Raw genomic sequence first — 26511 nt, forward strand, 5'->3', positions numbered from 1 at the left:
CCGCCGACGAACGGGCGCCGTCCTTCCCCAAGGGCGGCGCCTTTTCGCGTCCGGCGCACGATTTGCCTGTCGGCGAACGCTGTGCGGCGCGCGAAATCTGCTATAGCCGCCTGAGCACGATGCGGCTTTCCAACCCCTGGCGCTTTTGTCAGGCTGAGCCGCGTCGAGCCACGGGGAGTGCGCGCGTAAACATGGCGGCGTCAGGGATCGCTGTTCGGGGACCTCGCAGCCTGCTTCGGCAGATTCGCGAGGCCATGGCCGGCGGCGGCCCCGCCCAGGCCAAGCTCGACATGGTGGTGCGCACCATCGCCATCTCGATGGTCGCCGAGGTCTGCTCGATCTATCTGCGCCGCGCCAGCGGCGACCTGGAGCTGTTCGCCACCGAGGGCCTGGATCCCGGCGCCGTCCACGTCACCCGCATGAAGCCGGGCGAGGGCCTAGTCGGCGAGACCATGCGCCTGGGCAGGCCGCTGAACCTGTCGGACGCCGCCAGCCACCCGGCCTTCTCCTACCGGCCCGAGACCGGCGAAGATCCCTACCACGCCTTCCTGGCCGTGCCGCTGCTGCGCGGCGGCCGCTCGATCGGCGTGCTGGTCGTCCAGAACCGCACCGAGCGGGTCTATGGCGAGGACGAGGTCGAGGACCTGCAGATCATCGCCATGGTCCTGGCCGAGATGGTCAGCTCCAGCGAACTGCTGGGCCTGGCCGAGCTCAAGGACGTCGAGATCGCGCCCCACAAGCCCGAGCGGCTGAAGGGCGCGCGGTTCGCCGAGGGACTGGCCTATGGCGTGGCGGTGCTGCACGAGCAGCCGGTCGCCCCCGAGCAGCTGCTGTCCGACGACGCCCTGGCCGAGGAAGCCCGGCTGAAATGGGCGGTCGAGGCCCTGCAGACCCAGATCGACGAGATGTTGGAGGGCCAGCACGGCCTGGTCGGCGCCTCCTACGAGGTGCTCGAGACCTACCGGATGTTCGCCCACGACCGCGGCTGGAACCGGTCGCTGCAGGAAGCCGTGCGCTCGGGCCTGACGGCCGAGGCCGCGGTCGAGCGGGTGCGCTCGGAGCACCGCGCCCGCCTGGGCCAGGCCCGCGACCCCTATCTGCGCGAGCGCCTGCACGACCTGGAGGACCTCAACGACCGGCTGCTGCGCCACCTGTCGGGCGACGTCCACGCCGTGCGGGTCCTGCCCGACGACGCGATCCTGATCGCCCGTAACCTCGGCCCGGCCGACCTGCTGGAATACGACCGCACCAAGCTCAAGGGCATCCTGCTGGAGGAGGGCTCGGCCGCCAGCCACGCCGGCGTCGTCGCCCGGGCCCTGGACATTCCCTGCGTCGGCCGCCTGGCCGGCCTGCGCGACCGGGTCAACGAGGGCGACCCGGTGGTGGTCGACGCCGAGACCGCCGAGGCCTGGCTGCGGCCGCGCTCCGACGTGGTCAAGGCGCTGAAGGCCCGGATGGAGGTCCGCGCCCAGCGCAAGGCCGAGTTCGCCCGCCTGCGCGACACCCCCGCCGTCACCAAGGACGGCGACAAGATCACCCTGCTGATGAACGCCGGCCTGGCCGTCGATCTCGACATCCTCGGCGAGACCGGGGCCGAGGGCATCGGCCTGTTCCGCACCGAGTTCCAGTTCATGGTCGCCGAGGAGATGCCGCGGCTCGAAGCCCAGACCAGCCTCTACGAAAAGGTGCTGGACGCGGCCGAGGGCATGCCGGTGACCTTCCGCACCCTCGACCTCGGCGGCGACAAGCTGCTGCCGTACATGGAGCTGGAGCGCGAGGACAATCCGGCCCTGGGCTGGCGGGCGATCCGCATGGGCCTGGACCGGCCGGCCCTGCTGCGCATGCAGATCCGCGCCCTGATCAAGGCCGCGCGCGGCCGGCCGCTGCGGATCATGTTCCCGCTGGTGGCCAATGTCGACGAGTTCCGCGCCGCCCGCGCCTTCGTCGACCAGGAGGTGGCCTGGGCCCTGAAGCGCGGCCGGCCCGAGCCGGCGCGGCTGGACGTCGGGGCGATGATCGAGGCGCCCTCGCTGCTGTGGCATTTGGACGCTCTGCTGCCGATGACCGACTTCGTTTCGGTCGGCACCAACGACCTGATGCAGTACATGTTCGCCGCCGACCGGGGCAATCCGCGGGTGTCGGACCGCTACGACCCGCTGTCGCCGGCCGCCCTGCGGGCGCTCAAGACCATCCAGCAGGCCTGCGCCGACACCGGCACGCCGGTCTCGGTCTGCGGCGAGATGGCGGGGCGGCCGCTGGAGGCCTTCGCCTTGCTGGCCTTGGGTTTTGATGGCCTGTCGATGCCGCCGGCCGGCATCGGGCCCGTCAAGCAGATGGTGCTGTCCTGCGATCGCGAGGCCGCCCGCCGCAATGTCGAGGCCCTGCTCAAGACCTCGGCCGGCTCGCTGCGCGGCGAAATCGAAACCCTGGCCCGGAAGCTTTACGTCGCCGTCTGACGGCTCTGGTTCTTAACCGACCGTGGCTGTATAGTGTATTGAATCCGGCGACTTACTTTGATAACGGCTATGAAGTGTTAACGAATTCCGGCTATAAACGTCGGGCCTATTCGTCAAGTTCTCGCGTGACGCGCATTTTGGAGTGACATGGCAGCCATGCCGCTGGATACGGGCAGGGTTCCTCACTTGCACCTGGTCGCCGACGGCGATCCGGAAGACGCGTCGATGCCGGCGTATCAGCCCTCGGTGGATCACGGTCCCGACCTGGGCGCGGCCTTGCGGGCGGCGCGGGAATTCCGCGGCCTGGGCCTGGGCGAGGTCGCCGAGGCCACCCGCATCCGCCAGAGCTATATCGAGGCCATCGAGGACATGCGGCTCGAAGAGCTGCCCTCGCGCCCGTTCACCATCGGCTATGTGAAGTCCTACGCCAAGCTGCTGGGCCTGGACGGCGACGCCGCCGTCGCCCGCTTCAAGCTGGACGCGCCGGACGACAACGAGCCCCTGCGCGCCCCGGTCGGCGTGCGCCACGAGCGCGATCCGCGCCTGGGCCTGATCCTGGTGCTGGGCGTGCTGGTCGTGGCCGCCATCGTGCTGTGGAACGTCGCCCAGCGGGCCATCGCCAAGGACGAACCGCCGACCCAGGTGGCCCAGTCCCAGGCCAGCGCCGCCGTCGCCGGCCCCGCCGCCGTTCCGGTCGACCCCGCCGCCACGCCCGGCTCGGTATCGCTGGGCGCGCCGCTGCCCGCGCCGGTGGAATCGACCACGCCCGAGCCCTACAAGACCCCCGGCCTCGACGACGCCGCCGCCAACGGCGGTTCGGCCGACGCCGTGACCGCCGCCTCCAAGGCCCGCGCCGCCGACGCCCTGACCGCCGCCGCCGCGCCGTTGCTCAATCTGGGCGCCCCGTTCCGCGCCAAGGGCGCGGTGTACGGCGCCAATCCCGCCGACGCCTCGGGCGTCATCCTGCAGGCCCGCAAGCCAGCCTCGCTGGCGGTGCACGGCGCCGGGGAGTCGACCTATTTCGCCCGCTGGATGGCCGCCGGCGAAGCCTTCCGCGCCCCGCGCACGGCGGGGCTGACCGCCGACGTCTCCGATCCCGCGGCCTTCGACGTCTATGTCAACGGCGCCCTGGCCAGCCGCCTGTCGGCGCCGCAGGTGGCGCTGAGCAAGCTGGCGGTCGCTCCGCCGGTCCCGGCGACGGTCACGCGCCCCTAAATTTCGCTGGCGTCATTCGGTCCTGAAGACCTGTTTGAATTCGGCGTGTTTGAGAATGTCCGGCCAGCGTACGCCGTGTTGGCCGATGGTTCGTTCGCCGAAAAGCGGCTTTATCGGACATACGTAGATCATACACCGCCCGTCGCCAAAGTCCCGAAACATCATGATCCGGTCGCGGGCATGCCAATCAGCAGAGCCGAACACCTCGTCGCCACGGCCGGGCGTGCTGATCATGGCTCCCTCGGCGTGCGTATAGGCCGAGAAGTGGCATCGTCCGTAGGGCGGGAAATCGACGGTCCGTTCATCAACGGCGATGACGCCGTCGATGTGGGAGAGTAGGTAGTTTAGCGCCTTCTTGCGGTTTGCGTGCTGATGCCCATTGCCTTTTGTAAGAAACGCCCTGGTCATGATGTCCTCGATTTCGTGTAGCGAAGCGTCGAGGCTATGCTGGGTTGCGTCAATGCGTGCAGAGAAAACTGCGTGAGGTTGGCGTTCGCGACATTTCCTTGATGCTCTTGGGTTCCAGCTGCAAACCTCCTAGATTGACGCCATGGCCGCAGACCACACCCACGTCCGACCCTGGCGCATGATCGAGCGCCGCAAGTCGCGGAAGATCCGCGTCGGCAATGTCGAGGTGGGCGGCGACGCGCCGATCACCGTCCAGTCGATGACCAACACCCTGACCAGCGACGCCAAGGCGACCCTGGAGCAGATCCGCCAGCTGGAGGAGGCCGGGGCCGACATCGTCCGCGTCTCGTGCCCGGACACCGACTCGACGGCGGCCTTCAAGACCATCGCCCGCGAGGCCCGCGTGCCGCTGGTGGCCGACATCCACTTCCACTACAAGCGCGGCATCGAGGCCGCCCAGGCCGGCGCGGCCTGCCTGCGGATCAATCCGGGCAATATCGGCAGCGCCGACCGGGTGCGCGACGTGATCAACGCCGCCAAGGACCACGGCTGCTCGATCCGCATCGGCGTCAACGCCGGCTCGCTGGAGCGCGAGCTGCTGGAACGCTATGGCGAGCCCTGTCCCGAGGCCATGGTCGAGAGCGCCCTCAACCACGCCAAGATCCTGCAGGACCACGACTTCCACGAGTTCAAGATCTCGGTGAAGGCCTCCGACCCGTTCCTGACCGTGGCCGCCTACCAGCAGCTGGCCGAGGCCATCGACTGCCCGCTGCACCTGGGCGTCACCGAGGCCGGGGCCCTGCGCACCGGCACGGTCAAGAGCGCCATCGGCATGGGCTCGATGCTGTGGGCCGGCATCGGCGACACCATCCGCGTGTCGCTGGCCGCCGACCCGGTCGAGGAGATCAAGGTCGGCTTCGACATCCTCAAGTCGCTGGGCCTGCGCCACCGCGGCGTCAACATCATCGCCTGCCCGTCCTGCGCCCGGCAGGGCTTCAACGTCATCAAGACGGTCGAGGCCCTGGAAGAGCGCCTGGCCCACATCTCCCAGCCGATGTCGCTGTCGATCATCGGCTGCGTGGTCAACGGCCCCGGCGAGGCGCTGATGACCGACCTGGGCTTCACCGGCGGCGGGGCCGGCTCGGGCATGGTTTATATGGCCGGCAAGCCCGACCACAAGCAGTCCAACGACGGCATGATCGACCACATCGTCGAACTGGTCGAACAACGCGCGGCCCAGCTGAAGGCCGCCGCCGAGGGCGAGGCGATCGCGGCGGAGTAGCTTCACCTGGAGCTTGACTTTAGGTGGCGCTGTCGGAAATGTCCCGCTTACGGCGATTGTCGCCGCTGTTCTGGGGGCTTATCCAAATGAGAATTCTGGCTGTCGTCGCGCTGGCCGCGATGGTGACGGCGTGCGCCACCACCGAGGAAACGGTTTCCGTCGGCTACGCGCCTGCGCCGGCGTCGGCCGTGGCGGGCGCCGAGGCGATCCAGGTCACGGTCACCGCCGTCGACGCCCGCACCACCAATCGCGCCCGCATCTCCACCAAGATCAACGGCTATGGCATGGAGATGGCCCCGATCCGCTCGAAGGAGGAGGTGGCCGACATCGTCCGTGACGCGCTGAGCGCCGAGTTCAAGCAGCACGGCTACAAGCTGGCGGCGGGCGGTCCGAAGGTCGAGGCCAAGGTCACCACCTTCTACAATCAATTCGGCGTCGGCATGTGGTCCGGCAAGGCCAATTCCGAAGTGAACCTGACGGTCGCGGTGACCTCGCCGTCGGGGGCTCAGGTCTACAGCCGCGACCTGGCCGGCAAGGCCAGCAAGACGGTGCAGATGGCCGGCGGCAAGAACGCGGCCCTTTCGCTGAGCGAGGCCCTGGCCGACGATTTCAAGACCCTGTTCGCCGACGAGGCCTTCACCAAGGCGCTGTCGGCCCAGTAGGCCGAACGTGAAAGGGCGCGGAAGCCTCGGCCTCCGCGCCCCTCCATTCGTGCTTGCCGCCTAGCGGGCGATGAAGGCGCGCTTGCAGATTTCCGTGCCGAAGCCCGAAGACATCTGGCCTTCGGCGTCGGCCATGGCCGCCGCGGCGATCAGGCCGCCGCCGCCGGTCGAGCGGTCGATCTCGTAGTCGGCCACCACCTTGTCGGTCGCCGGGTCGATCAACTGGGCCACGCCCTTGATCTTGTTGGACGAGCCCACCAGGATCGTCATGCCGGCGTTGGCCTTCTTGAAGTCGGTGATGTTGACCTTCAGCAGCAGCGGCTGGGCGCCCTTGGCGCAGCCGGCGAGTTTTTCCGAGACGTTCTTCTTGAAGGTGGTTTCGAACGCGGCGCTGGCGCCGGTCGGCGTATTGACCGAGATCTCCTTGACGAAGGCGTTCTTGGAAATGTCCGACGAGATTTGGGCGATGGTGTCGCCCCCCGATTGGGTCACGCAGCCGGCCGTCAACAGGGCCATGGCGGTGACGAGAACGATACGACGCATAACAGCTCCAACGACTTAGATCGGCTGAAACTGTTTCAGCCCCCGCCTCACCATAGCAAAGCTCTAGGTTGCGACGGAAGGGGTGTTCTCCTGTTTGTTTTCAGATCACCGCCCGCGGCCGCTCCTCCACCCCCGCCAGGGCCGAGGCCACCACCCGCAGGCCGCGCTCCAGTTCGGCCTGGTCCCGGGCCGCGCCGAGGCAGAGGCGGACGCCGGTCGTCAGGCCGGGTTCGACGATCGGCGCGGCGGGCGGGGTGAGCTCGACGCCGCCGCGCAGGGTCCGTCCGGCCAGGCGTTCGGCCTCCAGTTCGCTCATCGGCAGCCAGACATGCGGGCTGGCGGCCGAGCCGGGCGGCTCCATCGCCGAGCCGAGCAGGGCGCGGGCGAGGTCCAGCCGGGCGGCCATTTCGGCGCGGATCTCGGCGGCGATGGCGTCGGCCGCGCCGTCCTCGATCCACTGGGTGGCGATCAGCCCGCCGAAGTTGGGCGGGGCGTAGAACTGGGCGCGCACCGCGCCGAGCAGGCGTTCGAAATGGTCGCCGGGCGGGGCGACCAGGAAGCCGACCCGCAGGCCCGGAGCCAGCGACTTGGACACGCCGGTCACATAGAACGTGCGCTCCGGGGCCAGCACCGCCAGCGGCGGGGCCTCGGTCTCGTCGCCGAAGATGGCGTAGATGCCGTCCTCGACGATCGTCAGGTCGCGCCGCCGGGCGACGGCGACGATCTCGGCCCGCCGAGCCGCGCCCATCGTCCGGCCGGTCGGGTTCTGCAGCGAGGGCAGCAGGAACACCACCCGGGCGCCGTCGGCGGCCGCGCGGTCGAGGGCCTCGGGCAGCAGGCCCTGGCCGTCCATGGCCACGCCGCGCAGGCGATAGCCGACATGGTCGGCCAGGGCCTTGAAGCCGGGGAAGGTGGCGGCCTCGCACAGCACCGTGTCGCCGGGGCGGCAGAGGGTCGACAGGGCCAGGGTCAGGGCGTGCTGGGCGCCGGCGCAGCACAGGGTCCGCCGCCAGTCGGCGCCGTCCAGGCCGGCGCTGCGCTGCAGCCAGGCCGCCCCGGCCCGGCGCTGGCGCTCCAGCCCCGCCGAAGGGGCGTAGGCCAGGTTCTCCAGCAGGTCGGGCCGGCGCCGCAGCCGCGCCAGGGTCTCGCCGATCCGCGCGGCGCTCGGCGCCAGGGGGGCGATGTTCTGGCTCAGATTGATCGGCGCAGCGTCGTCGGCCGGCCGCGCCGGCGCGCCCTCGCGGGTCGACGGACCATGCACGAAGCTGCCGCGCCCGACATGGGCCTGCACCAGCCCAGCCTTCTCGGCCTCGACATAGGCGCGGGTCACGGTGCCCAGGCCCAGGCCCAGGCGGTGGGCCAGGTCGCGCTGCGGCGGCAGGCGGTCGCCGTCGCCCAGGGCCCCCGAGGCGATGTCGGCGCGCAGGGCGTCCAGCAGCCGCTCATAGAGCGGGGCGGTGCCGGGCGGCAGGGTCGGGGTCCATCCGGCCATCGAGGTCTCCAGAATTGTCACTGGAACAATATAGGTTTTGACACATGATGCAATTGGCAAGATGACCGTGACATTCCTGTCCTGAGGCTCGTCTCAAGGAGTGTCCGCCATGACCGCCCAGCTGCTGCTCGCCTTCGTCCTGTTCGCCGTCGTCACCGCCGGCACGCCCGGCCCCAACAACATGATGCTGCTGGCCGCGGGCGCGAACTTCGGTTTCAAGCGGACCATCGTGCACATCCTGGGGATCAGCTGCGGCCTGGGGGTGATGGTGCTGGCCATGGGCCTGGGCCTGAGCGGGGCGTTCAAGGCCTGGCCGGTGCTGCACGACGTGCTGCGCTGGGTCGGCGGGGCCTATCTGCTGTGGCTGGCCTGGAAGATCGCCACCGCCAAGGGGATCGGCGATCGGGAGGCCGATACAAAGCCGATGACCTTCCTGGGCGCGGCCGCCTTCCAGTGGGTCAATCCCAAGGCCTGGGCCATGGCCCTGACCGCGACCACCACCTACACGCCCGAGGGCTCGTCCCTGGCGGTGGTGATCGTGGCCGGGACCTTCATGCTGGTCGGCGCGCCGTGCAGCGCCGCCTGGGCCGGCTTCGGCCAGGGCCTGCGGCGGTTCCTCGACCGGCCGCCGGTGCTGCGGGCCTTCAACCTGACCATGGCCGCCCTGCTGGTGGCCTCGCTCTATCCGCTGGTGGTGGAGACCGGGCGCGCCAGGCCGACCGAGGCGCCGCGCGAACTGGCCGCGGGCGGGTTCCCGCTGTTGCCGCGGATCAGCTGGCGGGGGTGAGCGGGGGCTTGCCAGGCGCCGCGGATCGGGCGCAGATCGGGGCTCAATCGAAGGTTCGCCCCATGCGCTTCCCGCTCGCCCTGGCCGCCGCCGTCGCCGCCCTGGCCTGGACCCCCGCCCTGGCCCAGGGCCTCAAGGTCACGGTGGTCGGCCGCGACTCCATCGTCCTGACACCCGCCGACCTCAAGGCCCTGCCGCGGGCCAAGGCGACCTTCCAGGCCAAGGGCCATGCGGTGACCTTCGAGGGGGCGGTGCTCAACGCCGCCCTGCTGAAGGCCGGCGTGGTCTCGGGCGACCGGCTGATGGGCCGTTACCTGAACCAGGTGGTGGTGGCCAAGGCGGCCGACGGCTTCACCAGCATCCTGTCCCTGGCCGAGACCGACCCGTTCTACCGCACCAATCCGGTGATCATCGCCGACACCAAGGACGGCCAGCCGCTCGACGCCAAGGAGGGGCCCTACCGCCTGGTGGTCGACGGCGACCTGCATCCCTCGCGCTCGCCGCGCCAGGTGGTGTCGATCGAGGTCAAGCCGGCGTTCTGAACGCCCTCGGCTCTGGGGAGGCGAGGGCGCCTCGCTCAGCTCCGGATTTGCCCCAGATAGTCGAGCTTGCCGATCTGCACGCCCTTGTGCCGCAGGATATCGTAGGCCGTGGTGACGTGGAAGAAGACGTTCGGCAGGACGAAGCCGAGCAGATAGTCCTCGCCGGTGAAGGGCAGGGGACCGCTCGGGGTCGGCAGCTCGACCGTGCGGTCCTCGCTGCCCTCGAAGGCCTGGGGATCGGCGCTTTCGACGAAGGCCAGGGTGTCGGCGATGCGTTTCTGAAGCTCGGCGAAGGTCGTCTCCTCGTCGGGCATGGCCGGGGCCGTCACGCCCGTCAGCCGGGCCACGGCGCCCTTGGCGGAGTCCGACGCCCGCTGCACCTGGCCCGACAGCGGCAGCATGTCCTCGGCCAGACGGGCGCCGACCAGGGCGGCCGGGTCCAGGCCCTGGGCCTTGGCGTGGGCCTCGCCCTTCTCCAGCAGGGTGGCCAGCACCTTCAGGGCGCGGGCGAGGACGGGAACGGTGGCGCGATGCATCGTAAGCGACATGGAAAGCTCCGGAGCTGGGCCGGGGTGGTCCCGGCCCCGCCAAGATAGGAAGCCGCCGTGAAGCTTTGTAGACGGGGTGACGCCGCGCCGTTCGAGCGGTACAGAGGCCGCCCGCCAACCGATGTGACGTTCCCCCTTGCGACTGCCCCAGGCCCGCCTCGACCAAGTTCTCGACCGCTTCCGTGAAGTCGAAGCCCGCATGGGGGCCGCGACCGACGGCGCCGAGATCGTCAAGCTCTCCAAGGAGCACGCCGAACTGCGGCCGGTGGCCGAGGCCGTCCAGGCCCTGACCAAGCTGGCCGCCGAGCGCGCCGAACTTGAGGAGATGGCCGGCGATCCGGAGATGGCGGCCATGGTCGCCGACGAGATCCGGGCGCTGGACGACAAGCTGCCGGCCATGGAGCGCGACCTGGCCCTGATGCTGGCCCCCAAGGACAAGGACGAGAACGCTTCGGCCATCCTGGAAGTGCGGGCCGGCACGGGGGGCGACGAGGCGGCCCTGTTCGCCGGCGACCTGTTCCGCATGTACCAGCGCTACGCCCAGCTGCAGGGCTGGAAGGTCGAGGTCGACAGCGTCTCCGAGGGCGAGATGGGCGGCTACAAGGAAATCATCGCCTCGATCACCGGCGACGGCGTGTTCGGCCGGCTGAAGTTCGAGAGCGGCGTCCACCGGGTGCAGCGGGTGCCCGAGACCGAGGCGCAAGGGCGCATCCACACCTCGGCGGCGACGGTGGCGGTGCTGCCCGAGGCCGAGGACGTCGAGATCGACATCAAGGACAGCGACCTGCGGATCGACACCTACCGCTCGTCCGGGGCTGGCGGCCAGCACGTCAACAAGACCGATTCGGCCGTGCGCATCACCCACCTGCCGACCGGGGTGGTGGTGACCAGCTCGGAGAAGAGCCAGCACCAGAACCGCGCCCGGGCGATGAAGAACCTCAAGGCCCGGCTCTACGACATGCAGCGCGAGGCCCTGGACAGCGCCCGCTCCGACGCCCGCAAGAGCCAGGTCGGCAGCGGCGACCGCTCCGAGCGGATCCGCACCTACAACTTCCCCCAGGGCCGGGTCACCGACCACCGCATCAACCTGACCCTCTACAACCTGGCCAAGGTGATCGAGGGCGAGGCCCTGGACGACGTGATCAAGCCGCTGATCGCCGAGGACCAGGCGGCGCGATTGGCGAGCCTGGAAGAGGGCTGAGGTTCGGCGCTCGGCGGCGAGGGTCCGCGGCCGGCGGCGCCGGCCTTGCGTCCGTCTGGTGCGGCGAGCCCTTTTTGCCAGCCGGAAGCCGGTAAGAGCCTTGCCGTTTTGCGCCTTTCCTGCTCGGGGAAACGGCCTTCGCTTGGTGCGCAGAACATTGCTATCGCAAAACGATAAATATCAGGTATGCAATGTGTGGCGATAATGCGACACGAAGAGCCGGTTGAGATTGCAGGCCTGAAAAGCGCATTGACCGCAGGTCGATCCTACCCCTAGCTCCGCCGCAACCGGGTTCAAAATTCTGAACCTTCGGGAAGTGTGCGGCCGGTGTCGCAGATGACATCGATGCCATTGGGGATCTTTACCTTGAAAATTACGTCTGTTCGGGAGCGCCTGCTGGCCTCCTCGATGATCTGCGGCGCGGCCGTGGCGATGCTCGGCGCGACCCAGGCGGCGGCTCAGACCGCCGCGCCGGCGGCTCCGGAGCAAACCGAAGTCGAAGAGATTGTCGTCACCGGTTCGCTGTTCCGCCGCACTGACACCGAGACCCCGTCGCCGGTCACCGTGCTGACCACCGAGACCCTGCAACGCGCCGGCATCACCACGGCGACCGACGCCATCCGCTCGATCTCGGCCGACGGCGCCGGCTCGATCGGCACCGGCTTCCAGAGCGGCTTCAGCGCCGGCGGCGCGGCCGTCTCGCTGCGCGGCCTGGGCGTCTCGTCGACCCTGGTGCTGGTCGACGGCCTGCGCTCGGCCAACTTCCCGATCAGCGACGACGGCCACAACGCCTATGTCGACCTCAACAGCATCCCGTTCAGCCTGATCGACCGCGTCGAGGTGCTGAAGGACGGGGCGTCCTCGACCTACGGCGCCGACGCCATCGGCGGCGTCGTCAACTTGATCATGAAGAAGCAGTTCAACGGCATCGCCGGCAGCGCCGAGTTCGGCCAGAGCCAGGAACGCGACGCGCGCCACACCCGCGGCGACCTGACGCTCGGCTTCGGCGACTATGCCGAAAAGGGCTGGAACTTCTACGTCAACGGCGAATACCAGAAGGACGGCCGCGTCACCAACCACAGCCGCGGCTTCCCCTACAACACCCTGGACCTGCGGCCGATCGGCGGTCTCGACAACAACACCGCCGACAGTTCGCTGACCACGGCGACCCCCAGCGCGGTCGTCGTGCGCACGACTCAGACCGACTTGAACAATCCCCTGGCCGGCGGCGCCGTTCCGTTCGCCGACGGCACCTACATCGACTCCAAGGGCCTCGTTCAGAACTACAGCAACTACACGACGCTGAACCTGAATTGCCTTGGCGGAACCTACAACGCCACGAGCGGCGGCGCGCGCGGCACGGGTTGCAAGTACGATCTGGTCGACCTCTACAACCAGATCGCGCCGAAGCAGGAGCGCTATGCGTTCAACACGCGGCTGAGCGTGCGTCTGGCCGACAATATCGAGGCCTACGCGACCGGCAGCTATTCGCGTGACTTCGTCAGCATCAAGAACCAGCCGCGCGCCCTGCGCAACACCCAGCCCTTCGGCGGGCTGGCCTCGCAGGCCTCAAGCAACCCGGGTCTGGTGCTGCCGGTCTGGATCTGCTCGGCGGGCGCCAACTGCGCCGCCGCCGCTGATCGGCGCCTGAACCCGAACAATCCCTACGCCACCGCTCTCGGCGGCGCCGATCCGGCGAACAACGCGGCCCGCATCTATTACCTGTTCGGTGACATCCCCGCCGGCAGCGATCGCACCAATGAAGTGATCCGCGGCACCGCCGGCCTGAAGGGCGATGTCGATGGCGACTGGAACTGGCGGGTCGAAGCCGTCGGCGCCAAGGACAAGCTGAGCATCACGCAGTACGGCTACCTCAACATCGCGAACCTGATGAACGCGATCAATACCGGCGCCTACGACTTCGTGAACCCGAGCAATAACAGCGCCGCGATTCGCAACTTCGTCTCGCCCAACATCAAGACCCCGTCGGATGCGACGATGATGTCGCTCGACGCCTCGGTCACCAAGCGTCTGTGGGCCCTGCCGGGCGGCGACATGCAACTGGCCGTCGGCGGCCAGGTTCGTCGTGAAGAGCTGACCAACAACAACCAGAACGCCAAGCTCGACACCTATTCGCTGACCACCTCGTCGGCGTTCGGCAAGCACACTGTCTCGGCTGCGTACGCCGAACTGCTGGCCCCGGTGCTGGACAACCTCGAAGTCAACGCCTCGGGCCGGTACGACCACTATTCGGAAGGCTTCAGCCATTTCTCGCCGAAGATTGGCGTGAAATACACGCCACTGCGGCAGCTGGCGTTCCGCGGCACGTTCTCCAAGGGCTTCCGGGCGCCGACCTTCGCCGAGTCGAACGCCGCCAGCCAATATGCCGGCTTCGCGACCTATGCGACGCCGGCCTCGTTCCAGAACGCCCACGGCGGTCTGGTGTCAGCCGGCAACACCAACCCCTACGCCCAATCCTATGGACTGGGCGGCGGCTATGGCGGCAATCCGAAGCTGAAGCCTGAACTGTCGCGTAGCTTCACGGCCGGCCTGATCGCCGAACCCACCCCGTGGCTCAGCCTGACCGTCGACTACTACGACGTGAAGAAGTCGCGCCTGATCGTCGCCGGCCCGCTGCTCGCCAAGGCGAAGGACGCCTACTACTCGAAGACCAACGCCGCGGACGCCTGCGCCGCGGTGGCGGCCGTCGGGCCGGGCTATTCGTGCAACCTGGTCGATGCGCCCGATCCGCTGTTCCCGAACGCCCTGCCGCGCGTCCTGATCATCAACGCGCCCTATGAGAACGTGAACTTCGCCAAGACCTCCGGCATCGACTTCTCGGCGACGGTCAAGACGACGCTGCCCTACGACGTCAAGTTCACCAGCCGCATCGAAGCGACCCACGTCCTCAAGTACGATCTGCACACCTCCGACGGCGTGCAGAAGTACGCCGGCACGCTGGGGCCGTACCAGCTGTCGTCGGGCAACGGCACGCCCGACTGGCGCGGCAACTGGCAGAACACGGTCGAGTTCGGCCGCTACAGCCTGTCGGCCACCGCCTACTATGTCGGCAAGATCAAGTCGGTCGCCGCCGACCAGCGGGCGAGCACCGACTGCGTCTCGTTCAACCAGTATGCGACCGGCGACAAGGTGCTGGGCGACCGGTTCTGCTACATCAAGAAGTTCATCAACGTCGACATGAACGGCACGATGGACGTGACTGAAAACGTCACGGCCTTTGTGAACGTGGGCAACGTGTTCAACGAGCGGGCCCCGGTCGCGCCGGGCGCCTATGCCAGCGCTCCGAACTACCTGACGACCTTCCACTATGCCGGCCTGATCGGCCGGACGTTCAAGACCGGCATCCGCTTCAAGTTCTAAGCGGCGGCTTCTTGCAGAGAGAGGGCCGGCTCCGCGAGGAGCCGGCCCTTTTTCTTTGCCGCCGCCTCAGACCGCCTTTTCCATCACCACGAACCGCAGGTCCTCGCGCAGCGGCTTGCCGAAGCGGTCGTCGCCGTGCGGGAAGGGGCGGGTCTCGCCGGTCAGGGCGTAGCCGCGGCGCTGGTACCAGGCGATCAGGGTGTCGCGAATGTGGACCACGGTCATGCGGATGCGGCGGGCGCCCTGGTCGCGGGCGTGGGCCTCGGCCTGGGCCAGCAGGGTCGCGCCCAGCCGGCGGTCCTGCAGGTCGGGGCGGATGGTCAGCATGCCCAGGTACCAGGCTTTGTCGTCGGCCGGCTCCAGCCAGACGCAGCCCAGCAGCGGACCGTCGGCCGCGTCGCGCAGGGTCAGCAGCACGGCCTGCGGACTGTCGGCCAGGTCCTGGCGCAGGGTGTCCAGGTCGATGCGCTGGCCGTCGATATAGCCGGCCTCGGTGGTCCAGCCGGCCTGGGCGCCCTGGCCGCGATAGGCGGAATTGACCAGGGCGACGATGGCGGGGAAGTCGGGTTCGGCGGCGGGGGCGAAGATCATCGGCCAGACTTAGCGAGCCGGGTCGCCGTCGCCAAGCTTCAGTCGTCGGCCTGCGAAGGCGGCGGCCGGGTCCGGCCCCAGCCTGAGGCGCGGGTCCAGTAGCGGCCCGACACCCGCTTGACCGTGCCGGCCTCGCGCTTGATCACCTCCCAGGGGTGGAAGGCCAGGCCGACGGTGTCGGCCATGGCCGCGCCGCGCTGGCCCATCGGCAGCTCCGGACCGGTGGTGGAGTCGATGGCGGTCTGGTGTTCGATCTCGGCGTTCAGCTCGGCCCCGATCAGCACGGTCAGGATCGAGAACCACATCCAGACCATGAAGGCGATCACCGCCCCCAGCGGGCCGTAGGTGGCGTCGTAATGGGCCAGGCGATTGACATAGAGCGAAAAGCCCAGCGAGCCGCCCAGCCAGGCGGCGGCTCCGAACACCGCCCCCAGCACCACCCAGCGCCAGCGCGGCCGGGCCCGGCAGGGGGCGAAGCGATAGAGCAAGGCGAAGGCGAAGGCGGTCACCGCCAGCACCGCCAACCAGCGCAGCGGAATCCACACTCCGCCGATCGCCCCCAGCCCCAGGGCCTTGAAGGCGATCGGGGCGGCGATCAGCACGGCGGCGATGACCACCGCATAGATCAGGGCGCAGAAGGTGAAGACGTAGGTCAGGGCCGTCTTGGCGAAGAAGTGCCGCTTCTCCTCCTCGTCATAGGCCACGTTCAGCCCGTCGAAGAGCGCCTTCATGCTGGCGTTGGCGCTCCAGATCGACAGCAGCAGGCTGACCACGAAGGCCACGCCCAGCTTGGCCTGCTCCTGGCTGGCCAGGCGCAGCATCTGCTCGCCGATGATCTGGACGACGCTGGCGGGGAAGACGCTCGACATCTCCTGCAGCTGCTTCTCGACCGCCCCGACGTCGGCGAACAGGCCGTACAGGGCCACGAAGGCGCCGATGGCCGGGAAGATGGCCAGCAGGGTGTAGAAGGTCACGCCCCCGGCCACGGCCGGCAAGCCGTCGGCGCCGATCTCGCGGCCGGTGCGCCAGAGGATGTCGCGCCAGCCGCGCCAGGGGATATGGTGCGGCTGGCGGGCGGCCCGGCCGCGCCGGGGCTCGGCCTCGTCGAATTCGTGCGGCGGCATGGCCCGGTCTTCGGACAGGCCGGGCGGGTGTTCGATCGGGGTTTCCGACGAGCCCGGCGCGCGCCGAGGGAAGGCGAAGGGCGCCAGGGCCAGCAGCACGATCCAGGGCGCCAGGTGATAGGGGCGGGAAGCGATCCACGACCGGATGGGGCGTCGTGGCGTGTTGTCGGTCATGCGCGGCCTCCCGCATGGGAAATCCCGCAGCGGCGCCCTAGTTCCTAAAGCGCAAGTTGTTCGCGGCCAAGCCTTGCCTCGGCCGTCGTCCTCGTTGATTTTGCCGCCATGCAAGCCCAGGTCGCCGCCCTCTATCGCCATCCCGTCAAGGGGTTCACGCCCGAACGCCTCAGCCAGGTCGAGCTGGCGGCCGGGGCCTGCTTTCCCTGCGACCGGCTCTACGCCGTCGAGGACGGGCCCAGCGGCTTCGATCCGGCCGCGCCGGACCACGTCTCGAAGATGAAGTTCACGGTGCTGGCCAAGATCCCGCGGGTCGCCCGGGCCCGCACCGCCTATGACGAGGCCAGCGGCGTGCTGACCGCCCGCGCCGAGGGCCAGGCCGACTTCGCCGGCGACCTGCGCGCCGATCCCGGACGGCGCGGCTTCGAGGCCTGGCTGGCGGCCCTGCTGGGCGAGGAGGCCCGCGGGCCGCTGCGGGTGATCGCCGGGCCGGGCGCCCACCGCTTCATGGACAGCCGCTCGGGCTTCGTCTCGGTCGTCAACCTGGCCAGCGTCCGCGACCTGCAGGATCGGCTGGGCCGCCCGGTCGATCCCCTGCGGTTCCGCGCCAACCTCTATGTCGAGGGCTGGCCGGCCTGGGTCGAGAACGACTGGACCGGCCGGGCGATGCGGGTCGGCGAGGCCCGCGCCGAGGTGCTCAAGCCCATCGTCCGCTGCGCCGCCACCCATGTCGACCCGACCACCGCCGAGCGCGACATCGAGGTGGTCAAGGCGCTGTTCGACCTCTACGGCCACATGCACTGCGGCGTCTATCTGAAGGTGGAGCAGGGCGGGGCGGTGCGCGAGGGGGATGGGGTGGAGTTGGCTTAGTGCTCTGACAATGCGCGCGTGGCGTCCATGTTCTGATGCAGCACGCGGACGATCATGATCACGCCGTCTTGAAGGCGATAGAGGATCATGTGTGAGCCGACAGGTCGCCTTCTATAAGCCGGAAGGTCTTCGAGCACAGCTCCAACGGACGGGCGTTCCGCCACCAGTTCTATCGCGGTCCGTATATCGTGAAGATAGGTTGCGCCTCGCCTGGCGCCCCACTGGCCGCGCGAATAGTCCCAGATGTTGTCGAGGTCACGACGGGCTTTGTGTGAAAGCCGGTAGGCCTTCACTCCGATACACCTTCGCTCTGGAGCTTTTCCGCGATGAAGGCGTCGAAATCGAAGTCCTCGATAAAGCCGCTTTCCTCGCCTTCGATCAATGCAGCGCGTAGAGCCGCCAATCGTGCTTCTCGCTCCTCCAGCAACCGCAGTCCTGCCCGTATGACTTCGCTGGCTGAGCCATAGCGGCCGTCGCTGATCTGGCCTTCAATGAAGGCCTGAAAATGGTCGCCGAGGCTGATAGAGGTGTTCTTGCTCATCGTATCCTCCGACCAACAGAGTACCAAAAATTGGTACCCATCTCAATATCGCCCTGTCGCTTCTGACGCGCTAAGGAGCCGCCCATGACCCTGACCCTCGTCAAAGCCTGGAACGCCGCCAAGGATCGTCTGAAGACCGTTCAGATCGACCAGCCGGCCATCGACGCCCGCCTGCTGCTGGAGGTGGCCGCCGACGTCACCCGCACCGATATCATCACCGATCCCTATCGGGTGCTGACCGAAGCCCAGATGGCGACGCTGGACGATTTCCTGAACCGCCGCGCCCGGCGCGAGCCGGTCAGCCACATCATCGGCCGCAAGGGGTTCTGGAAGATCCTGCTGCAGGTCAACAAGAACGTCCTGACCCCGCGCCCCGAGACCGAGGTCATCGTCGACGAGGTGCTCAAGGCCTTCCCCGAGCAGATGGCCTTCCACATGCTCGACCTCGGCGTCGGTTCGGGCACGATCCTGCTGGCGGTGCTGGCCGAGCGCCCGGCCGCCAAGGGGCTGGGAATCGACGTCTCCGAAGAGGCGCTGGCGGTGGCCCGCGAGAACGCCGCCAATCTCGGCCTCGACGGCCGCGCGGCCCTGCTGCGCGGCGACTGGACCACGGGCCTGGGCGACGCCAGCTTCGACCTGGTGGTCTCCAACCCGCCCTATATCGCCACCCACGTGATCGAAACCCTCGAGCCCGAGGTGCGCGACCATGAGCCGCGCCTGGCCCTGGACGGCGGGCCCGACGGCCTGGACGCCTATCGCCTGCTGGCCGGCGAGATCCTGCGGGTGCTCAAGCCCGGGGCGATGTTCGCCGTCGAGATCGGCTACGACCAGTCCCAGGCGGTCGAGGCGCTGTTCCGCCAGGCGGGGGCCGACAATGTCCGCACCGTCAAGGACCTTTCCACCCACGACCGCGTTGTCACCGGTTCCAGGCCGTGACCTTGAAAAATCCCTTGGAAAGCCAGACATGAGGCGCTAGACGAGTAATGTCTCCTTCCAAATCGCCGGGTGACGGGAAGAGCGATCGTTCCTGACGATCGTAGGACTCCCCCGGCAGGCGCGAACGGCCGACCATGCCGATCGCCGCGCCCGAACCGGGCGGAGGCTCTACGGAAACCAGCGTCTCTAGGACATCGAAGGCAGGACCTAAAGGGTTCCACCCCGCTCAAGAGACCAAACAGCCGGACGCGACGATGATCGCCCCCGGATAGGTTCAGAAGAGAAGATGAGAGATTTCAAGGGCATGAAGCGCCAGCGCGGCCGCAATAATCGCGGCGGAGCGGGCGGCGGCGGCAAGCCTCAGCAGCACAACGCCAACCGGGCCTTCGATTCGAACGGCCCCGAAGGCGTCAAGGTTCGCGGCGCGGCCCAGAGCGTTTACGAAAAGTACCAGCAGCTGGCCCGCGACGCGACCTCGTCCGGCGACCGGGTGCTGGCCGAGAACTACTTGCAGCACGCCGAGCACTATTTCCGCGTCCTGCGGGCCATTCAGCCGAATCGGCCGGTCAGCGACATCATCGGCAAGGACGCCTACTCGGCCTACGAGATCGATTTCGAGGCCGAGCCGGAAGAACAGTCCGAAGCGCCCGAAGCCGTCCAGGCCGAGCCCCAGGGCGAAGGCGACAGCGGCGACGGCCAGGGCGGCGAAAACCGCCGCGACCGCTTCGAGAACCGCCAGCGCGACGATCGTCCGCGCGACGACCGCCCCCGCGAGAACCGCGACCGCTTCGAAGGCCAGGGCGGACAAGGCCAGGGCCAGGGCCGCCGCGACCGCTGGCGTGACCGCGAGGACCGTCCCCGCGACGACAACCGCCCGCCGCGCGAGGATCGCCAGCAGGACAATCGTCCTCGTGACGAGCGTCCCCGCGACGAACGTCCTCGTGAAGACCGCCCGCGGGATGACCGCCCCCGTGACGATCGGCCGCGCGAAGACCGCTTCCGTGACGACCGACCCCGCGACGAGCGCCCCCGTGAAGACCGGCCTGTCGCCGCCGAGCCGTCCGAGGCGCCCGTCGAGGCCCGCCGCGAGCGTCCGCGCCGCGAACGCGCGCCGCGCGACCGGGATCCGCTGGCGGTGATCGAGCCCCAGGCCACGCCGCTGCCGGAAGCCTCCGCCAGCCAGGGCTCGCCCCTGCTGCGCGGCCAGGACGGCGACGTCAGCCACGCCCCGGCCTTCCTCGGCCGCAAGGCCCTGCGCGCCGAAGCGCCGGCCGAGGCCGCGCCCGCCGCTCCAACGGCCGAGGGCGAAGAGGTCAAGAAACCCCGCCGCCGCCGCGCCCCGCGCAGCTTCGAGGGCGCTCCGGCTTCGGAGTCCGAAGAGGCGTAGAGGTCTCGCCCGACCTGTACGGGGAACCCGAGCCCAGCCCGCAGGGGCTGCCCGGGTTCCCCGCCTACCAGCTGCAGACCATCGTCGCCGACCCGGCCGTCAATTCCTCTGCAAGGTGGTCAAACTTTACGCGGACGGGAAATAGGCGTGGCGCCTGCGTTCCCGTTAAGGATAAGTTCCTAGGCGGATCACAACTTCGACGCTAAGCTTGTCCCTCGCTGAAGGGGGCGAACCGGCCATGCCCGGAATTGTGGACACCGAGCGTCGAAACGACGTCAGCCCGAGCGATGTCGAGGCGCGCTATCGCGCCATCGTCGACACCGCCGTCGATGCGATCGTGGTGATCGACGAGATGGGCCGGGTCGAGGCCTTCAACCCAGCCGCCGAGCGCCTGTTCGGCTATTCGTCGGAGGAGATGTTCGGGCGCAACATCCATATCCTGATGCCCGAGCCCTATCACGCCGAGCACGACGGCTATCTGGGCCGCTATCGCGAGACCGGCGAGCGGCGGATCATCGGCATCGGCCGCGAGGTCTCCGGCCGGCGGCGCGACGGCTCGACCTTTCCGCTGGAGCTGTCGATCGCCGAGTGGCGCGAGGACGGCAAGCGCTTCTTCACCGGGGTGATGCGCGACGTCACCGAGCGCAAGCGGGCCGAGGAGCTGCAGCTGCTGCTGGTCAACGAGCTCAATCACCGGGTCAAGAACACCCTGGCCACGGTGCAGTCGGTGGCCGGCCAGACCCTGCGCAACGCCACCGACCTGGACGGCGCCCGCGATTCCCTGAACACCCGGTTGCTGGCCCTGGCCCGCGCCCACGACATCCTGACCCGCGAGAGCTGGGACGGAGCGGACCTGCGCGACGTGGTCGCCTCGCTGATCGGATCGCACGGCGATTCGACTCGATTCAGGATCGACGGGCCGCCCCTGCGGCTGGCGCCCAAGGCGGCGCTGTCGCTGTCCCTCGCCCTGCATGAATTGATGACCAATGCGACGAAGTATGGCGCACTGTCCAACGAGACGGGGCGGGTGGCCCTGACCTGGGCGCGCGTCAACGATGACGGGGTCGAGCGCCTGAAATTGCGTTGGGAGGAAATCGATGGCCCTTCGGTCAGCACGCCAAGCCGCCAGGGCTTCGGCAGCCGTCTCATCACTGGCGGGTTGGCGCGGGAACTGGGCGGTGAGGTCCGGCTCGACTACCCGCCGACCGGCGTCGTCTGCACGATCACGTCCGAGTTCGCCAAGCCCGGAGAGCCCAGCCGCTTCACCCGCGGCGCCGCCTGAGCCGCTTCGCGTACTGGTCGTCGAGGACGAGCTGTTCGTCGCCATGCTGGTCGAGGACCTGCTGGGCGACCTGGGCTGCGCGATCATCGGGCCGGTCTGCTCGGCGACCGAGGCCGAGGCGGCGGCGCGCACCGCGGTCTTCGACTTCGCCCTGCTGGACGTCAATCTCGACGGCGAGACCTCGTTCGCCGCCGCCGACGTGCTGCGCGAGCGCAAGATCCCGTTCGCCTTCGTGACCGGCTATGGCGAGCAGGGCGTGCGCCTGGACCTGCGCGACGTGCCGGTGCTGTCCAAGCCGATCGATCCGCGACGCCTGGCCCAGGTGATCGAGTCTTCCCGAGGCGATTGAAGCGGCCGGCGCCCGTCTGGCGCGTGGACAAGCGGGGTCCCGATCCGCCAAGGTGGGGCCGTCCCTTCTTCCGCCGGAGTCCCGCCTTGCGTCCCGCGTTCGCCACCCTCGCCCTGATCCTCGCCGCCCAGGGCCTGACCGCCTGCGCCTACAATCCCGAGCTGGGCCGCCAGCAGATGACCATCGTCGACGACGCCAGCCTGGCCCAGGCCGGCGAGCAGGCCTGGAGCCAGGCCCTGGCCAAGAGCACCGTCAGCCGCGACCGGGCCTCCAACGTCCGCGTGCGCGCCGTCGGTCAGCGGGTGGTCAACGCCGCCGGCCTGGGCCAGCGGCCCTGGGACTATGCGGTGTTCGAGGACAACGCCCCCAACGCCTTCGTCCTGCCCGGCGGCCATGTGGGCGTGACCACGGGCCTGCTGAACCTGGTCGACAACGACGACCAGCTGGCCGCGGTGATCGGGCACGAAGCCGGCCACGTGGTCGCGCGCCACGCCGCCGAGCGCCAGTCGCAGACCCTGACCTCCAGCCTGGTGCTGGGCGTGCTGGGCGCGGCGGCGGGATCATCCGACGCGGCCCGGGCGATCAACAGCTATGGCGGGGCGGGCGCCAAGTACGGCTTCCTGCTGCCGTTCTCGCGCAGGCAGGAGCTGGAGGCCGACCGCCTGGGCGTCGACTTCATGCAGCGGGCCGGCTACCGGCCGCGCGAGGCGGTGATCCTGTGGCTGCACATGCAGGCCAACGGCGGCCCCAACACCCCGCAGTTCGCCTCGACCCACCCGTCCGACGCCGCGCGGATCCAGGCGCTGGAAGCCTATATCGCCCAAAGGGGATGGTAGGGGTTCTCCTCCCCCGTGCAACGGGGGAGGTGGCCGCGAAGCGGTCGGAGGGGGCGTTCGGCCGCCACACGACGCCCCCTCCGTCACGATGCGTATTCGCATCGCGCCACCTCCCCCGCTTGGCGGGGGAGGAGAAGACAGGTTCCGGCAGGCGGCCTTGTGTGGCGGATCGGCCACACTACATCCCCGTGGGACGGGTTGCGCTTGATCAAGGCGACCCGGCTCAATCCGCCTGAACTGGGGATATCATGAAGATCGACCTCTATTCCGACCGCGCCAAGCAAGCCGTGCAATCGGCCCAGAGCCTGGCCCTGGCCCGCGGCCACCAGCAGCTTGGCCCCGAACACCTGCTCAAGGTCCTGCTCGAGGAGAAGGACGGCCTGAGCCGCGCCCTGATCCAGAGCGCCGGCGGCCGGCCCGACGCCGCCGATGCGGCGACCGACGCCCTGCTGGCCAAGACTCCCCGTGTCGACGGGGCCGGCGGCCAGCTCTACATGAAGCCCGACACCGCCCGGGTGTTCGACGCCGCCGAGACCGGCGCCCAGAAGGCCGGCGACGCCTTCGTCACCACCGAGCGGCTGCTGATCGCCATCGCCAAGGAAGGCGGCGACGCGGCCAAGGTCCTGAAGGAGGCCGGGGCCTCGGCCCAGGGCCTGGAGACCGCCGCTGCGGCCGTGCGCAAGGGCCGCACCGCCGACAGCGCCAGCGCCGAGGAAGGCTATGACGCGCTGAAGCGCTACGCCCGCGACCTGACCCAGGCGGCCCGAGACGGCAAGATCGACCCGGTGATCGGCCGCGACGAGGAGATCCGCCGCACGATCCAGGTGCTCAGCCGCCGCACCAAGAACAACCCCGTCCTGATCGGCGAGCCCGGGGTCGGCAAGACCGCCATCGTCGAGGGCCTGGCCCAGCGCATCGTCAATGGCGACGTGCCCGAGAGCCTGAAGGACAAGAAGCTCTTGTCGCTCGACATGGGCAGCCTGATCGCCGGCGCGAAGTACCGCGGCGAGTTCGAGGAGCGGCTGAAGGCCGTGCTCGGCGAGGTCACGGCCGCCGAGGGCTCGATCATCCTGTTCATCGACGAGATGCACACTCTGGTCGGAGCCGGCAAGAGCGACGGGGCGATGGACGCCTCCAACCTGCTGAAGCCCGCCCTGGCCCGCGGCGAGCTGCACTGCGTGGGCGCCACCACGCTCGACGAGTACCGCAAGCACGTCGAGAAGGACGCCGCCCTGGCCCGGCGCTTCCAGCCGGTGTTCGTGCAGGAGCCGACGGTGGAGGACACCGTCTCGATCCTGCGCGGCCTGAAGGAGAAGTACGAGGTCCACCACGGGGTGCGGATCAGCGACAGCGCCATCGTCGCCGCCGCCACCCTCAGCAACCGCTACATCGCCGACCGCTTCCTGCCCGACAAGGCCATCGACCTGGTCGACGAGGCCGCCAGCCGGGTGCGGATGCAGATCGACAGCAAGCCCGAGGAGCTCGACGAGATCGACCGCCGCCTGGTGCAGCTGAAGATCGAGCGCGAGGCCCTGAGCAAGGAGACCGACGCGGCCTCCAAGCAGCGGCTGGAAAACCTCGAGACCGAGATCGACGACCTGCAGTTCCGCTCCGACGAGATGACGGCGCGCTGGAAGGCCGAGAAGGACAAGGTCGGCGGCGCCGCCCAGGCCCGCGAGGCCCTGGACCGCCTGCGCGCCGACCTGGCGACGGCCCAGCGGGCCGGCGACTTCGCCCGGGCCGGCCAGATCCAGTACGGCGAGATCCCCGCCCTGGAACGCCGCCTGGCCGAGGCCGAGGCCGGCGAGAACGGCGCGGGCGGCAAGGCCCTGACTCCCGAAGTCGTCGACGCCGAGCAGATCGCCGCGGTGGTCAGCCGCTGGACCGGGGTGCCGGTCGAGAAGATGCTGGAAGGCGAGCGCGAGAAGCTGCTGCAGATGGAGGACGCCCTGCGCGGCCGCGTCGTCGGCCAGGACGAGGCGCTGGAGGCGGTGTCCGACGCCGTCCGCCGCGCCCGGGCCGGCCTGCACGACCCGTCCAAGCCGATCGGCTCGTTCCTGTTCCTGGGCCCGACGGGCGTGGGCAAGACCGAGCTGACCAAGGCCCTGGCCGAGTTCATGTTCGCCGACGAGCATGCGATCACCCGCATGGACATGAGCGAGTACATGGAAAAGCACTCGGTTAGCCGGATGATCGGCGCGCCCCCCGGCTATGTCGGCTACGACGAGGGCGGGGCCCTGACCGAGGCCGTGCGCCGGCGGCCCTACCAGGTGCTGCTGTTCGATGAGATCGAGAAGGCCCACCCCGACGTCTTCAACGTGCTCCTTCAAGTGCTGGATGATGGCCGTCTCACAGACGGGCAAGGTCGGACGGTCGATTTCAGGAACACCCTGATCATCATGACCTCCAACCTCGGCTCCGAATACCTGGCCGGCCAGGAGGACGGGTCCGACGTCGAGGAAGTTCGCCCGCTGGTGATGAACACGGTGCGCGGCCACTTCCGGCCCGAGTTCCTCAACCGGATCGACGAGATCATCCTGTTCAAGCGCCTGTCGCGCGCGAACATGGGCGACATCGTCCGCATTCAGCTGCAGCGGGTCGACAAGATGCTGGCCGAGCGCCGCATGACCCTGGCGCTCGACGCCGAGGCCCTGCAGTGGCTGGCCGACAAGGGCTATGACCCGGTCTATGGCGCCAGGCCGCTCAAGCGGGTGATCCAGAAGGACTTGGTCGACCCGATCGCCAAGAAGCTGCTCGGCGGCGAGCTGGAGGACGGCGGGGTGATCGCGGTCGGGGCCGGCGACGGCGGCCTGGCGATCGGCAAGGCGACGCTGCAATAGGGCGTTGGCGAAGGGCGGAATCCGGCGGGTTCCGCCCTTTGTCGTTCAGGGCCCTTGCGCCGCAACGGCGATAGGGCCAAATCACACCTGTACAGACCCCGACCGCCGCGCCCAAGGGCAGCTGCGAGCCCGCCGGACGACCCCAGGACCGCCCAAGGCGAGGGCCCCCAGCGAATAGTTGTCTTTACCTGAGTTCGCGATCTGATTGCACCAATCGTAAAAATATTTCTTGGGAACCCAGGCGGCCGATCCGCGTACGCGCGCGTTACTTAAGAAGTGGCGCGGAATCCCTCGGCGACCGGACCAAGTTCGTCCAGAACAGGCCCAGAATTCGCCGCTTTCGGATGTCGGTTTCGAGTGAAGAAGCGCCGCCGCTGTGTTGTTCTACAGCTCAGCTTGGTGTTTCGACTCTAAACAAGCGGAAGGCAACCCATGGTTAGCGGCAAATACAAGATGATGATGGTGAGCGCTCTGCTCGTGGGCGGGCTGTCCGTCAGCGGCTGCGCCACCAAGAAGTACGTCAATACCCAGGTGGGCCAGGTCACCACCCGGGTCGATGCTCAGGAGACCCACCTGGGCGAGTTGGACAAGACGACCCAGGAGGCGCTGCAGCGCGCCACCGAGGCCGGCAAGCTGGCCGAGGGCAAGTTCCTCTATTCGGTAGTGCTCAGCGACGACAGCGTGAAGTTCCCCCTCAACAAGCATGAGCTGTCGCCGGAGGCCGAGCAGCGCCTGGCCGACTTCGCGGCCAAGCTCAAGGGCGACAACAAGAACGTCTATCTCGAGGTCCAGGGCTTCACCGACAGCACCGGCGATCCCGCCTACAACGAAAACCTGGGCGGCGCCCGGGCCGAGGCTGTGCGCAAGTTCCTCAGCAAGCAGGGCGTGCCCCTGAACCGGATCGCGACGATCTCGTACGGGGAAGACGATCCCGTCGCCCCGAACGACACCCCCGACGGCCGGGCGCAGAACCGCCGGGTGGTGATCCAGGTGTTGGCTTAAGTACCGCGTACCGGCAGGGGGATCGCTCGCGCGGTCCCCCTCCGGCCCTTTGCGGCGGAAAT

Annotated in this window: 24 protein-coding genes; 16 read left to right on the forward strand and 8 right to left on the reverse strand. The window is 68.9% G+C overall.

All coding sequences use genetic code 11. From position 1 onward, the window contains the following. The first annotated feature begins 191 nt into the window (after positions 1 to 191). The gene (gene ptsP, locus ACIPQB_RS11345; RefSeq protein ID WP_446485330.1) at positions 192 to 2456 is read left to right on the forward strand and encodes a phosphoenolpyruvate--protein phosphotransferase; all 2265 of its coding nucleotides are present in this window, start codon (positions 192 to 194) and stop codon (positions 2454 to 2456) included. Between the two features lie 156 nt (positions 2457 to 2612). Continuing rightward, positions 2613 to 3671 (forward strand): helix-turn-helix domain-containing protein, encoded by a 1059-nt coding sequence (locus ACIPQB_RS11350; RefSeq protein ID WP_446485331.1) that lies wholly within the window; start codon positions 2613 to 2615, stop codon positions 3669 to 3671. Positions 3672 to 3683: 12 nt separating this feature from the next. Here ACIPQB_RS11350 and ACIPQB_RS11355 read toward each other — a convergent pair whose 3' ends face one another. Next, positions 3684 to 4079: a hypothetical protein gene (locus ACIPQB_RS11355; protein ID WP_446485332.1), complete on the reverse strand. Its 396-nt coding sequence runs from the start codon at positions 4077 to 4079 to the stop codon at positions 3684 to 3686. 142 nt (positions 4080 to 4221) lie between these two features. On the opposite strand from ACIPQB_RS11355, the gene ispG reads away from it, so the two are divergent. Together ispG and ACIPQB_RS11365 are read left to right on the forward strand one after the other, a co-directional pair. After that, complete coding sequence (gene ispG / locus ACIPQB_RS11360) at positions 4222 to 5361, forward strand: flavodoxin-dependent (E)-4-hydroxy-3-methylbut-2-enyl-diphosphate synthase (RefSeq protein ID WP_446485333.1); 1140 nt, start codon at positions 4222 to 4224, stop codon at positions 5359 to 5361. Between the two features lie 86 nt (positions 5362 to 5447). Next, positions 5448 to 6023 carry a YajG family lipoprotein gene (locus tag ACIPQB_RS11365; protein ID WP_446485334.1) on the forward strand — a complete coding sequence of 192 codons (576 nt, stop codon included), beginning with the start codon at positions 5448 to 5450 and terminating at the stop codon, positions 6021 to 6023. 60 nt (positions 6024 to 6083) lie between these two features. On the opposite strand, the gene ACIPQB_RS11370 is transcribed toward ACIPQB_RS11365, so the two are convergent. Together ACIPQB_RS11370 and ACIPQB_RS11375 are read right to left on the reverse strand one after the other, a co-directional pair. Further along, positions 6084 to 6566 carry a hypothetical protein gene (locus tag ACIPQB_RS11370; RefSeq protein WP_446485335.1) on the reverse strand — a complete coding sequence of 161 codons (483 nt, stop codon included), beginning with the start codon at positions 6564 to 6566 and terminating at the stop codon, positions 6084 to 6086. Between the two features lie 100 nt (positions 6567 to 6666). Beyond that, the gene (locus tag ACIPQB_RS11375; RefSeq protein ID WP_446485336.1) at positions 6667 to 8058 is read right to left on the reverse strand and encodes an aminotransferase-like domain-containing protein; all 1392 of its coding nucleotides are present in this window, start codon (positions 8056 to 8058) and stop codon (positions 6667 to 6669) included. A gap of 109 nt (positions 8059 to 8167) precedes the next feature. On the opposite strand from ACIPQB_RS11375, the gene ACIPQB_RS11380 reads away from it, so the two are divergent. Next, entirely contained in the window at positions 8168 to 8845 is a 678-nt protein-coding gene (locus tag ACIPQB_RS11380) for a LysE family translocator (RefSeq protein ID WP_446485337.1), read from the forward strand. 62 nt (positions 8846 to 8907) lie between these two features. Continuing rightward, the gene (locus tag ACIPQB_RS11385; RefSeq protein ID WP_446485338.1) at positions 8908 to 9387 is read left to right on the forward strand and encodes a molybdopterin-dependent oxidoreductase; all 480 of its coding nucleotides are present in this window, start codon (positions 8908 to 8910) and stop codon (positions 9385 to 9387) included. Positions 9388 to 9422: 35 nt separating this feature from the next. Here the strand turns inward: ACIPQB_RS11385 and ACIPQB_RS11390 are convergent, their stop codons facing one another. Further along, positions 9423 to 9935, reverse strand: a complete 513-nt coding sequence (locus ACIPQB_RS11390; protein WP_446485339.1) for a DUF1993 domain-containing protein — start codon at positions 9933 to 9935, stop codon at positions 9423 to 9425. Between the two features lie 136 nt (positions 9936 to 10071). On the opposite strand from ACIPQB_RS11390, the gene prfA reads away from it, so the two are divergent. Beyond that, the gene (gene prfA / locus ACIPQB_RS11395; protein WP_446485340.1) at positions 10072 to 11136 is read left to right on the forward strand and encodes a peptide chain release factor 1; all 1065 of its coding nucleotides are present in this window, start codon (positions 10072 to 10074) and stop codon (positions 11134 to 11136) included. 366 nt (positions 11137 to 11502) lie between these two features. Then, positions 11503 to 14517, forward strand: coding sequence for a TonB-dependent receptor domain-containing protein (locus tag ACIPQB_RS11400; protein ID WP_446485341.1), 3015 nt, complete (start codon positions 11503 to 11505; stop codon positions 14515 to 14517). A 66-nt stretch (positions 14518 to 14583) separates the two neighbouring features. On the opposite strand, the gene ACIPQB_RS11405 is transcribed toward ACIPQB_RS11400, so the two are convergent. Together ACIPQB_RS11405 and ACIPQB_RS11410 are read right to left on the reverse strand one after the other, a co-directional pair. Then, on the reverse strand, positions 14584 to 15108 hold the full coding sequence (locus tag ACIPQB_RS11405) for a GNAT family N-acetyltransferase (protein ID WP_446485342.1): 525 nt from the start codon (positions 15106 to 15108) through the stop codon (positions 14584 to 14586). 38 nt (positions 15109 to 15146) lie between these two features. Next, the gene (locus ACIPQB_RS11410) at positions 15147 to 16406 is read right to left on the reverse strand and encodes a YihY/virulence factor BrkB family protein (RefSeq protein ID WP_446485343.1); all 1260 of its coding nucleotides are present in this window, start codon (positions 16404 to 16406) and stop codon (positions 15147 to 15149) included. A gap of 108 nt (positions 16407 to 16514) precedes the next feature. Between ACIPQB_RS11410 and ACIPQB_RS11415 the strand changes: the two genes are divergently transcribed. Beyond that, positions 16515 to 17276, forward strand: a complete 762-nt coding sequence (locus ACIPQB_RS11415) for an MOSC domain-containing protein (RefSeq protein ID WP_446485344.1) — start codon at positions 16515 to 16517, stop codon at positions 17274 to 17276. Here the strand turns inward: ACIPQB_RS11415 and ACIPQB_RS11420 are convergent. Further along, positions 17273 to 17569, reverse strand: a complete 297-nt coding sequence (locus ACIPQB_RS11420; protein WP_446485345.1) for a type II toxin-antitoxin system RelE/ParE family toxin — start codon at positions 17567 to 17569, stop codon at positions 17273 to 17275. The genes ACIPQB_RS11415 and ACIPQB_RS11420 overlap by 4 nt on opposite strands. Next, positions 17566 to 17817, reverse strand: a complete 252-nt coding sequence (locus ACIPQB_RS11425) for a type II toxin-antitoxin system ParD family antitoxin (RefSeq protein WP_446485346.1) — start codon at positions 17815 to 17817, stop codon at positions 17566 to 17568. The genes ACIPQB_RS11420 and ACIPQB_RS11425 overlap by 4 nt, the downstream gene beginning before the upstream one ends. A gap of 84 nt (positions 17818 to 17901) precedes the next feature. On the opposite strand from ACIPQB_RS11425, the gene prmC reads away from it, so the two are divergent. The 7 genes from prmC to ACIPQB_RS11460 all read left to right on the forward strand — a co-directional run bounded on the left by prmC (position 17902) and on the right by ACIPQB_RS11460 (position 26449). Beyond that, on the forward strand, positions 17902 to 18753 hold the full coding sequence (gene prmC / locus ACIPQB_RS11430; RefSeq protein ID WP_446485347.1) for a peptide chain release factor N(5)-glutamine methyltransferase: 852 nt from the start codon (positions 17902 to 17904) through the stop codon (positions 18751 to 18753). A 286-nt stretch (positions 18754 to 19039) separates the two neighbouring features. After that, positions 19040 to 20140, forward strand: a complete 1101-nt coding sequence (locus ACIPQB_RS11435; RefSeq protein WP_446485348.1) for a DUF4167 domain-containing protein — start codon at positions 19040 to 19042, stop codon at positions 20138 to 20140. A 238-nt stretch (positions 20141 to 20378) separates the two neighbouring features. Further along, positions 20379 to 21422 (forward strand): sensor histidine kinase, encoded by a 1044-nt coding sequence (locus ACIPQB_RS11440; protein WP_446485349.1) that lies wholly within the window; start codon positions 20379 to 20381, stop codon positions 21420 to 21422. A 13-nt stretch (positions 21423 to 21435) separates the two neighbouring features. Next, on the forward strand, positions 21436 to 21771 hold the full coding sequence (locus tag ACIPQB_RS11445; protein WP_446485367.1) for a response regulator: 336 nt from the start codon (positions 21436 to 21438) through the stop codon (positions 21769 to 21771). An 86-nt stretch (positions 21772 to 21857) separates the two neighbouring features. Continuing rightward, positions 21858 to 22607 (forward strand): M48 family metallopeptidase, encoded by a 750-nt coding sequence (locus ACIPQB_RS11450; RefSeq protein WP_446485350.1) that lies wholly within the window; start codon positions 21858 to 21860, stop codon positions 22605 to 22607. A 248-nt stretch (positions 22608 to 22855) separates the two neighbouring features. Then, positions 22856 to 25447 (forward strand): ATP-dependent chaperone ClpB, encoded by a 2592-nt coding sequence (gene clpB, locus ACIPQB_RS11455; RefSeq protein ID WP_446485351.1) that lies wholly within the window; start codon positions 22856 to 22858, stop codon positions 25445 to 25447. Between the two features lie 432 nt (positions 25448 to 25879). Continuing rightward, positions 25880 to 26449 carry an OmpA family protein gene (locus ACIPQB_RS11460; RefSeq protein ID WP_446485352.1) on the forward strand — a complete coding sequence of 190 codons (570 nt, stop codon included), beginning with the start codon at positions 25880 to 25882 and terminating at the stop codon, positions 26447 to 26449. The last annotated feature ends 62 nt before the right edge of the window (positions 26450 to 26511 follow it).

The organism is Caulobacter sp. LARHSG274 (assembly GCF_052871235.1).

Excerpts from the sequence above, each read along its gene's own strand:
- ACIPQB_RS11350 (WP_446485331.1), top strand. The coding sequence starts at position 2,613 with ATGCCGCTGGATACGGGCAGGGTTCCTCACTTGCACCTGGTCGCCGAC.
- ACIPQB_RS11355 (WP_446485332.1), bottom strand. The coding sequence starts at position 4,079 with ATGACCAGGGCGTTTCTTACAAAAGGCAATGGGCATCAGCACGCAAAC.
- ACIPQB_RS11415 (WP_446485344.1), top strand. The coding sequence starts at position 16,515 with ATGCAAGCCCAGGTCGCCGCCCTCTATCGCCATCCCGTCAAGGGGTTC.
- ACIPQB_RS11435 (WP_446485348.1), top strand. The coding sequence starts at position 19,040 with ATGAGAGATTTCAAGGGCATGAAGCGCCAGCGCGGCCGCAATAATCGC.
- ispG (WP_446485333.1), top strand. The coding sequence starts at position 4,222 with ATGGCCGCAGACCACACCCACGTCCGACCCTGGCGCATGATCGAGCGC.
- ptsP (WP_446485330.1), top strand. The coding sequence starts at position 192 with ATGGCGGCGTCAGGGATCGCTGTTCGGGGACCTCGCAGCCTGCTTCGG.
- ACIPQB_RS11440 (WP_446485349.1), top strand. The coding sequence starts at position 20,379 with ATGCCCGGAATTGTGGACACCGAGCGTCGAAACGACGTCAGCCCGAGC.
- ACIPQB_RS11370 (WP_446485335.1), bottom strand. The coding sequence starts at position 6,566 with ATGCGTCGTATCGTTCTCGTCACCGCCATGGCCCTGTTGACGGCCGGC.
- clpB (WP_446485351.1), top strand. The coding sequence starts at position 22,856 with ATGAAGATCGACCTCTATTCCGACCGCGCCAAGCAAGCCGTGCAATCG.
- ACIPQB_RS11405 (WP_446485342.1), bottom strand. The coding sequence starts at position 15,108 with ATGATCTTCGCCCCCGCCGCCGAACCCGACTTCCCCGCCATCGTCGCC.
- ACIPQB_RS11385 (WP_446485338.1), top strand. The coding sequence starts at position 8,908 with ATGCGCTTCCCGCTCGCCCTGGCCGCCGCCGTCGCCGCCCTGGCCTGG.
- prmC (WP_446485347.1), top strand. The coding sequence starts at position 17,902 with ATGACCCTGACCCTCGTCAAAGCCTGGAACGCCGCCAAGGATCGTCTG.
- ACIPQB_RS11425 (WP_446485346.1), bottom strand. The coding sequence starts at position 17,817 with ATGAGCAAGAACACCTCTATCAGCCTCGGCGACCATTTTCAGGCCTTC.
- ACIPQB_RS11375 (WP_446485336.1), bottom strand. The coding sequence starts at position 8,058 with ATGGCCGGATGGACCCCGACCCTGCCGCCCGGCACCGCCCCGCTCTAT.
- ACIPQB_RS11460 (WP_446485352.1), top strand. The coding sequence starts at position 25,880 with ATGGTTAGCGGCAAATACAAGATGATGATGGTGAGCGCTCTGCTCGTG.
- ACIPQB_RS11390 (WP_446485339.1), bottom strand. The coding sequence starts at position 9,935 with ATGTCGCTTACGATGCATCGCGCCACCGTTCCCGTCCTCGCCCGCGCC.
- ACIPQB_RS11410 (WP_446485343.1), bottom strand. The coding sequence starts at position 16,406 with ATGACCGACAACACGCCACGACGCCCCATCCGGTCGTGGATCGCTTCC.
- ACIPQB_RS11380 (WP_446485337.1), top strand. The coding sequence starts at position 8,168 with ATGACCGCCCAGCTGCTGCTCGCCTTCGTCCTGTTCGCCGTCGTCACC.
- ACIPQB_RS11365 (WP_446485334.1), top strand. The coding sequence starts at position 5,448 with ATGAGAATTCTGGCTGTCGTCGCGCTGGCCGCGATGGTGACGGCGTGC.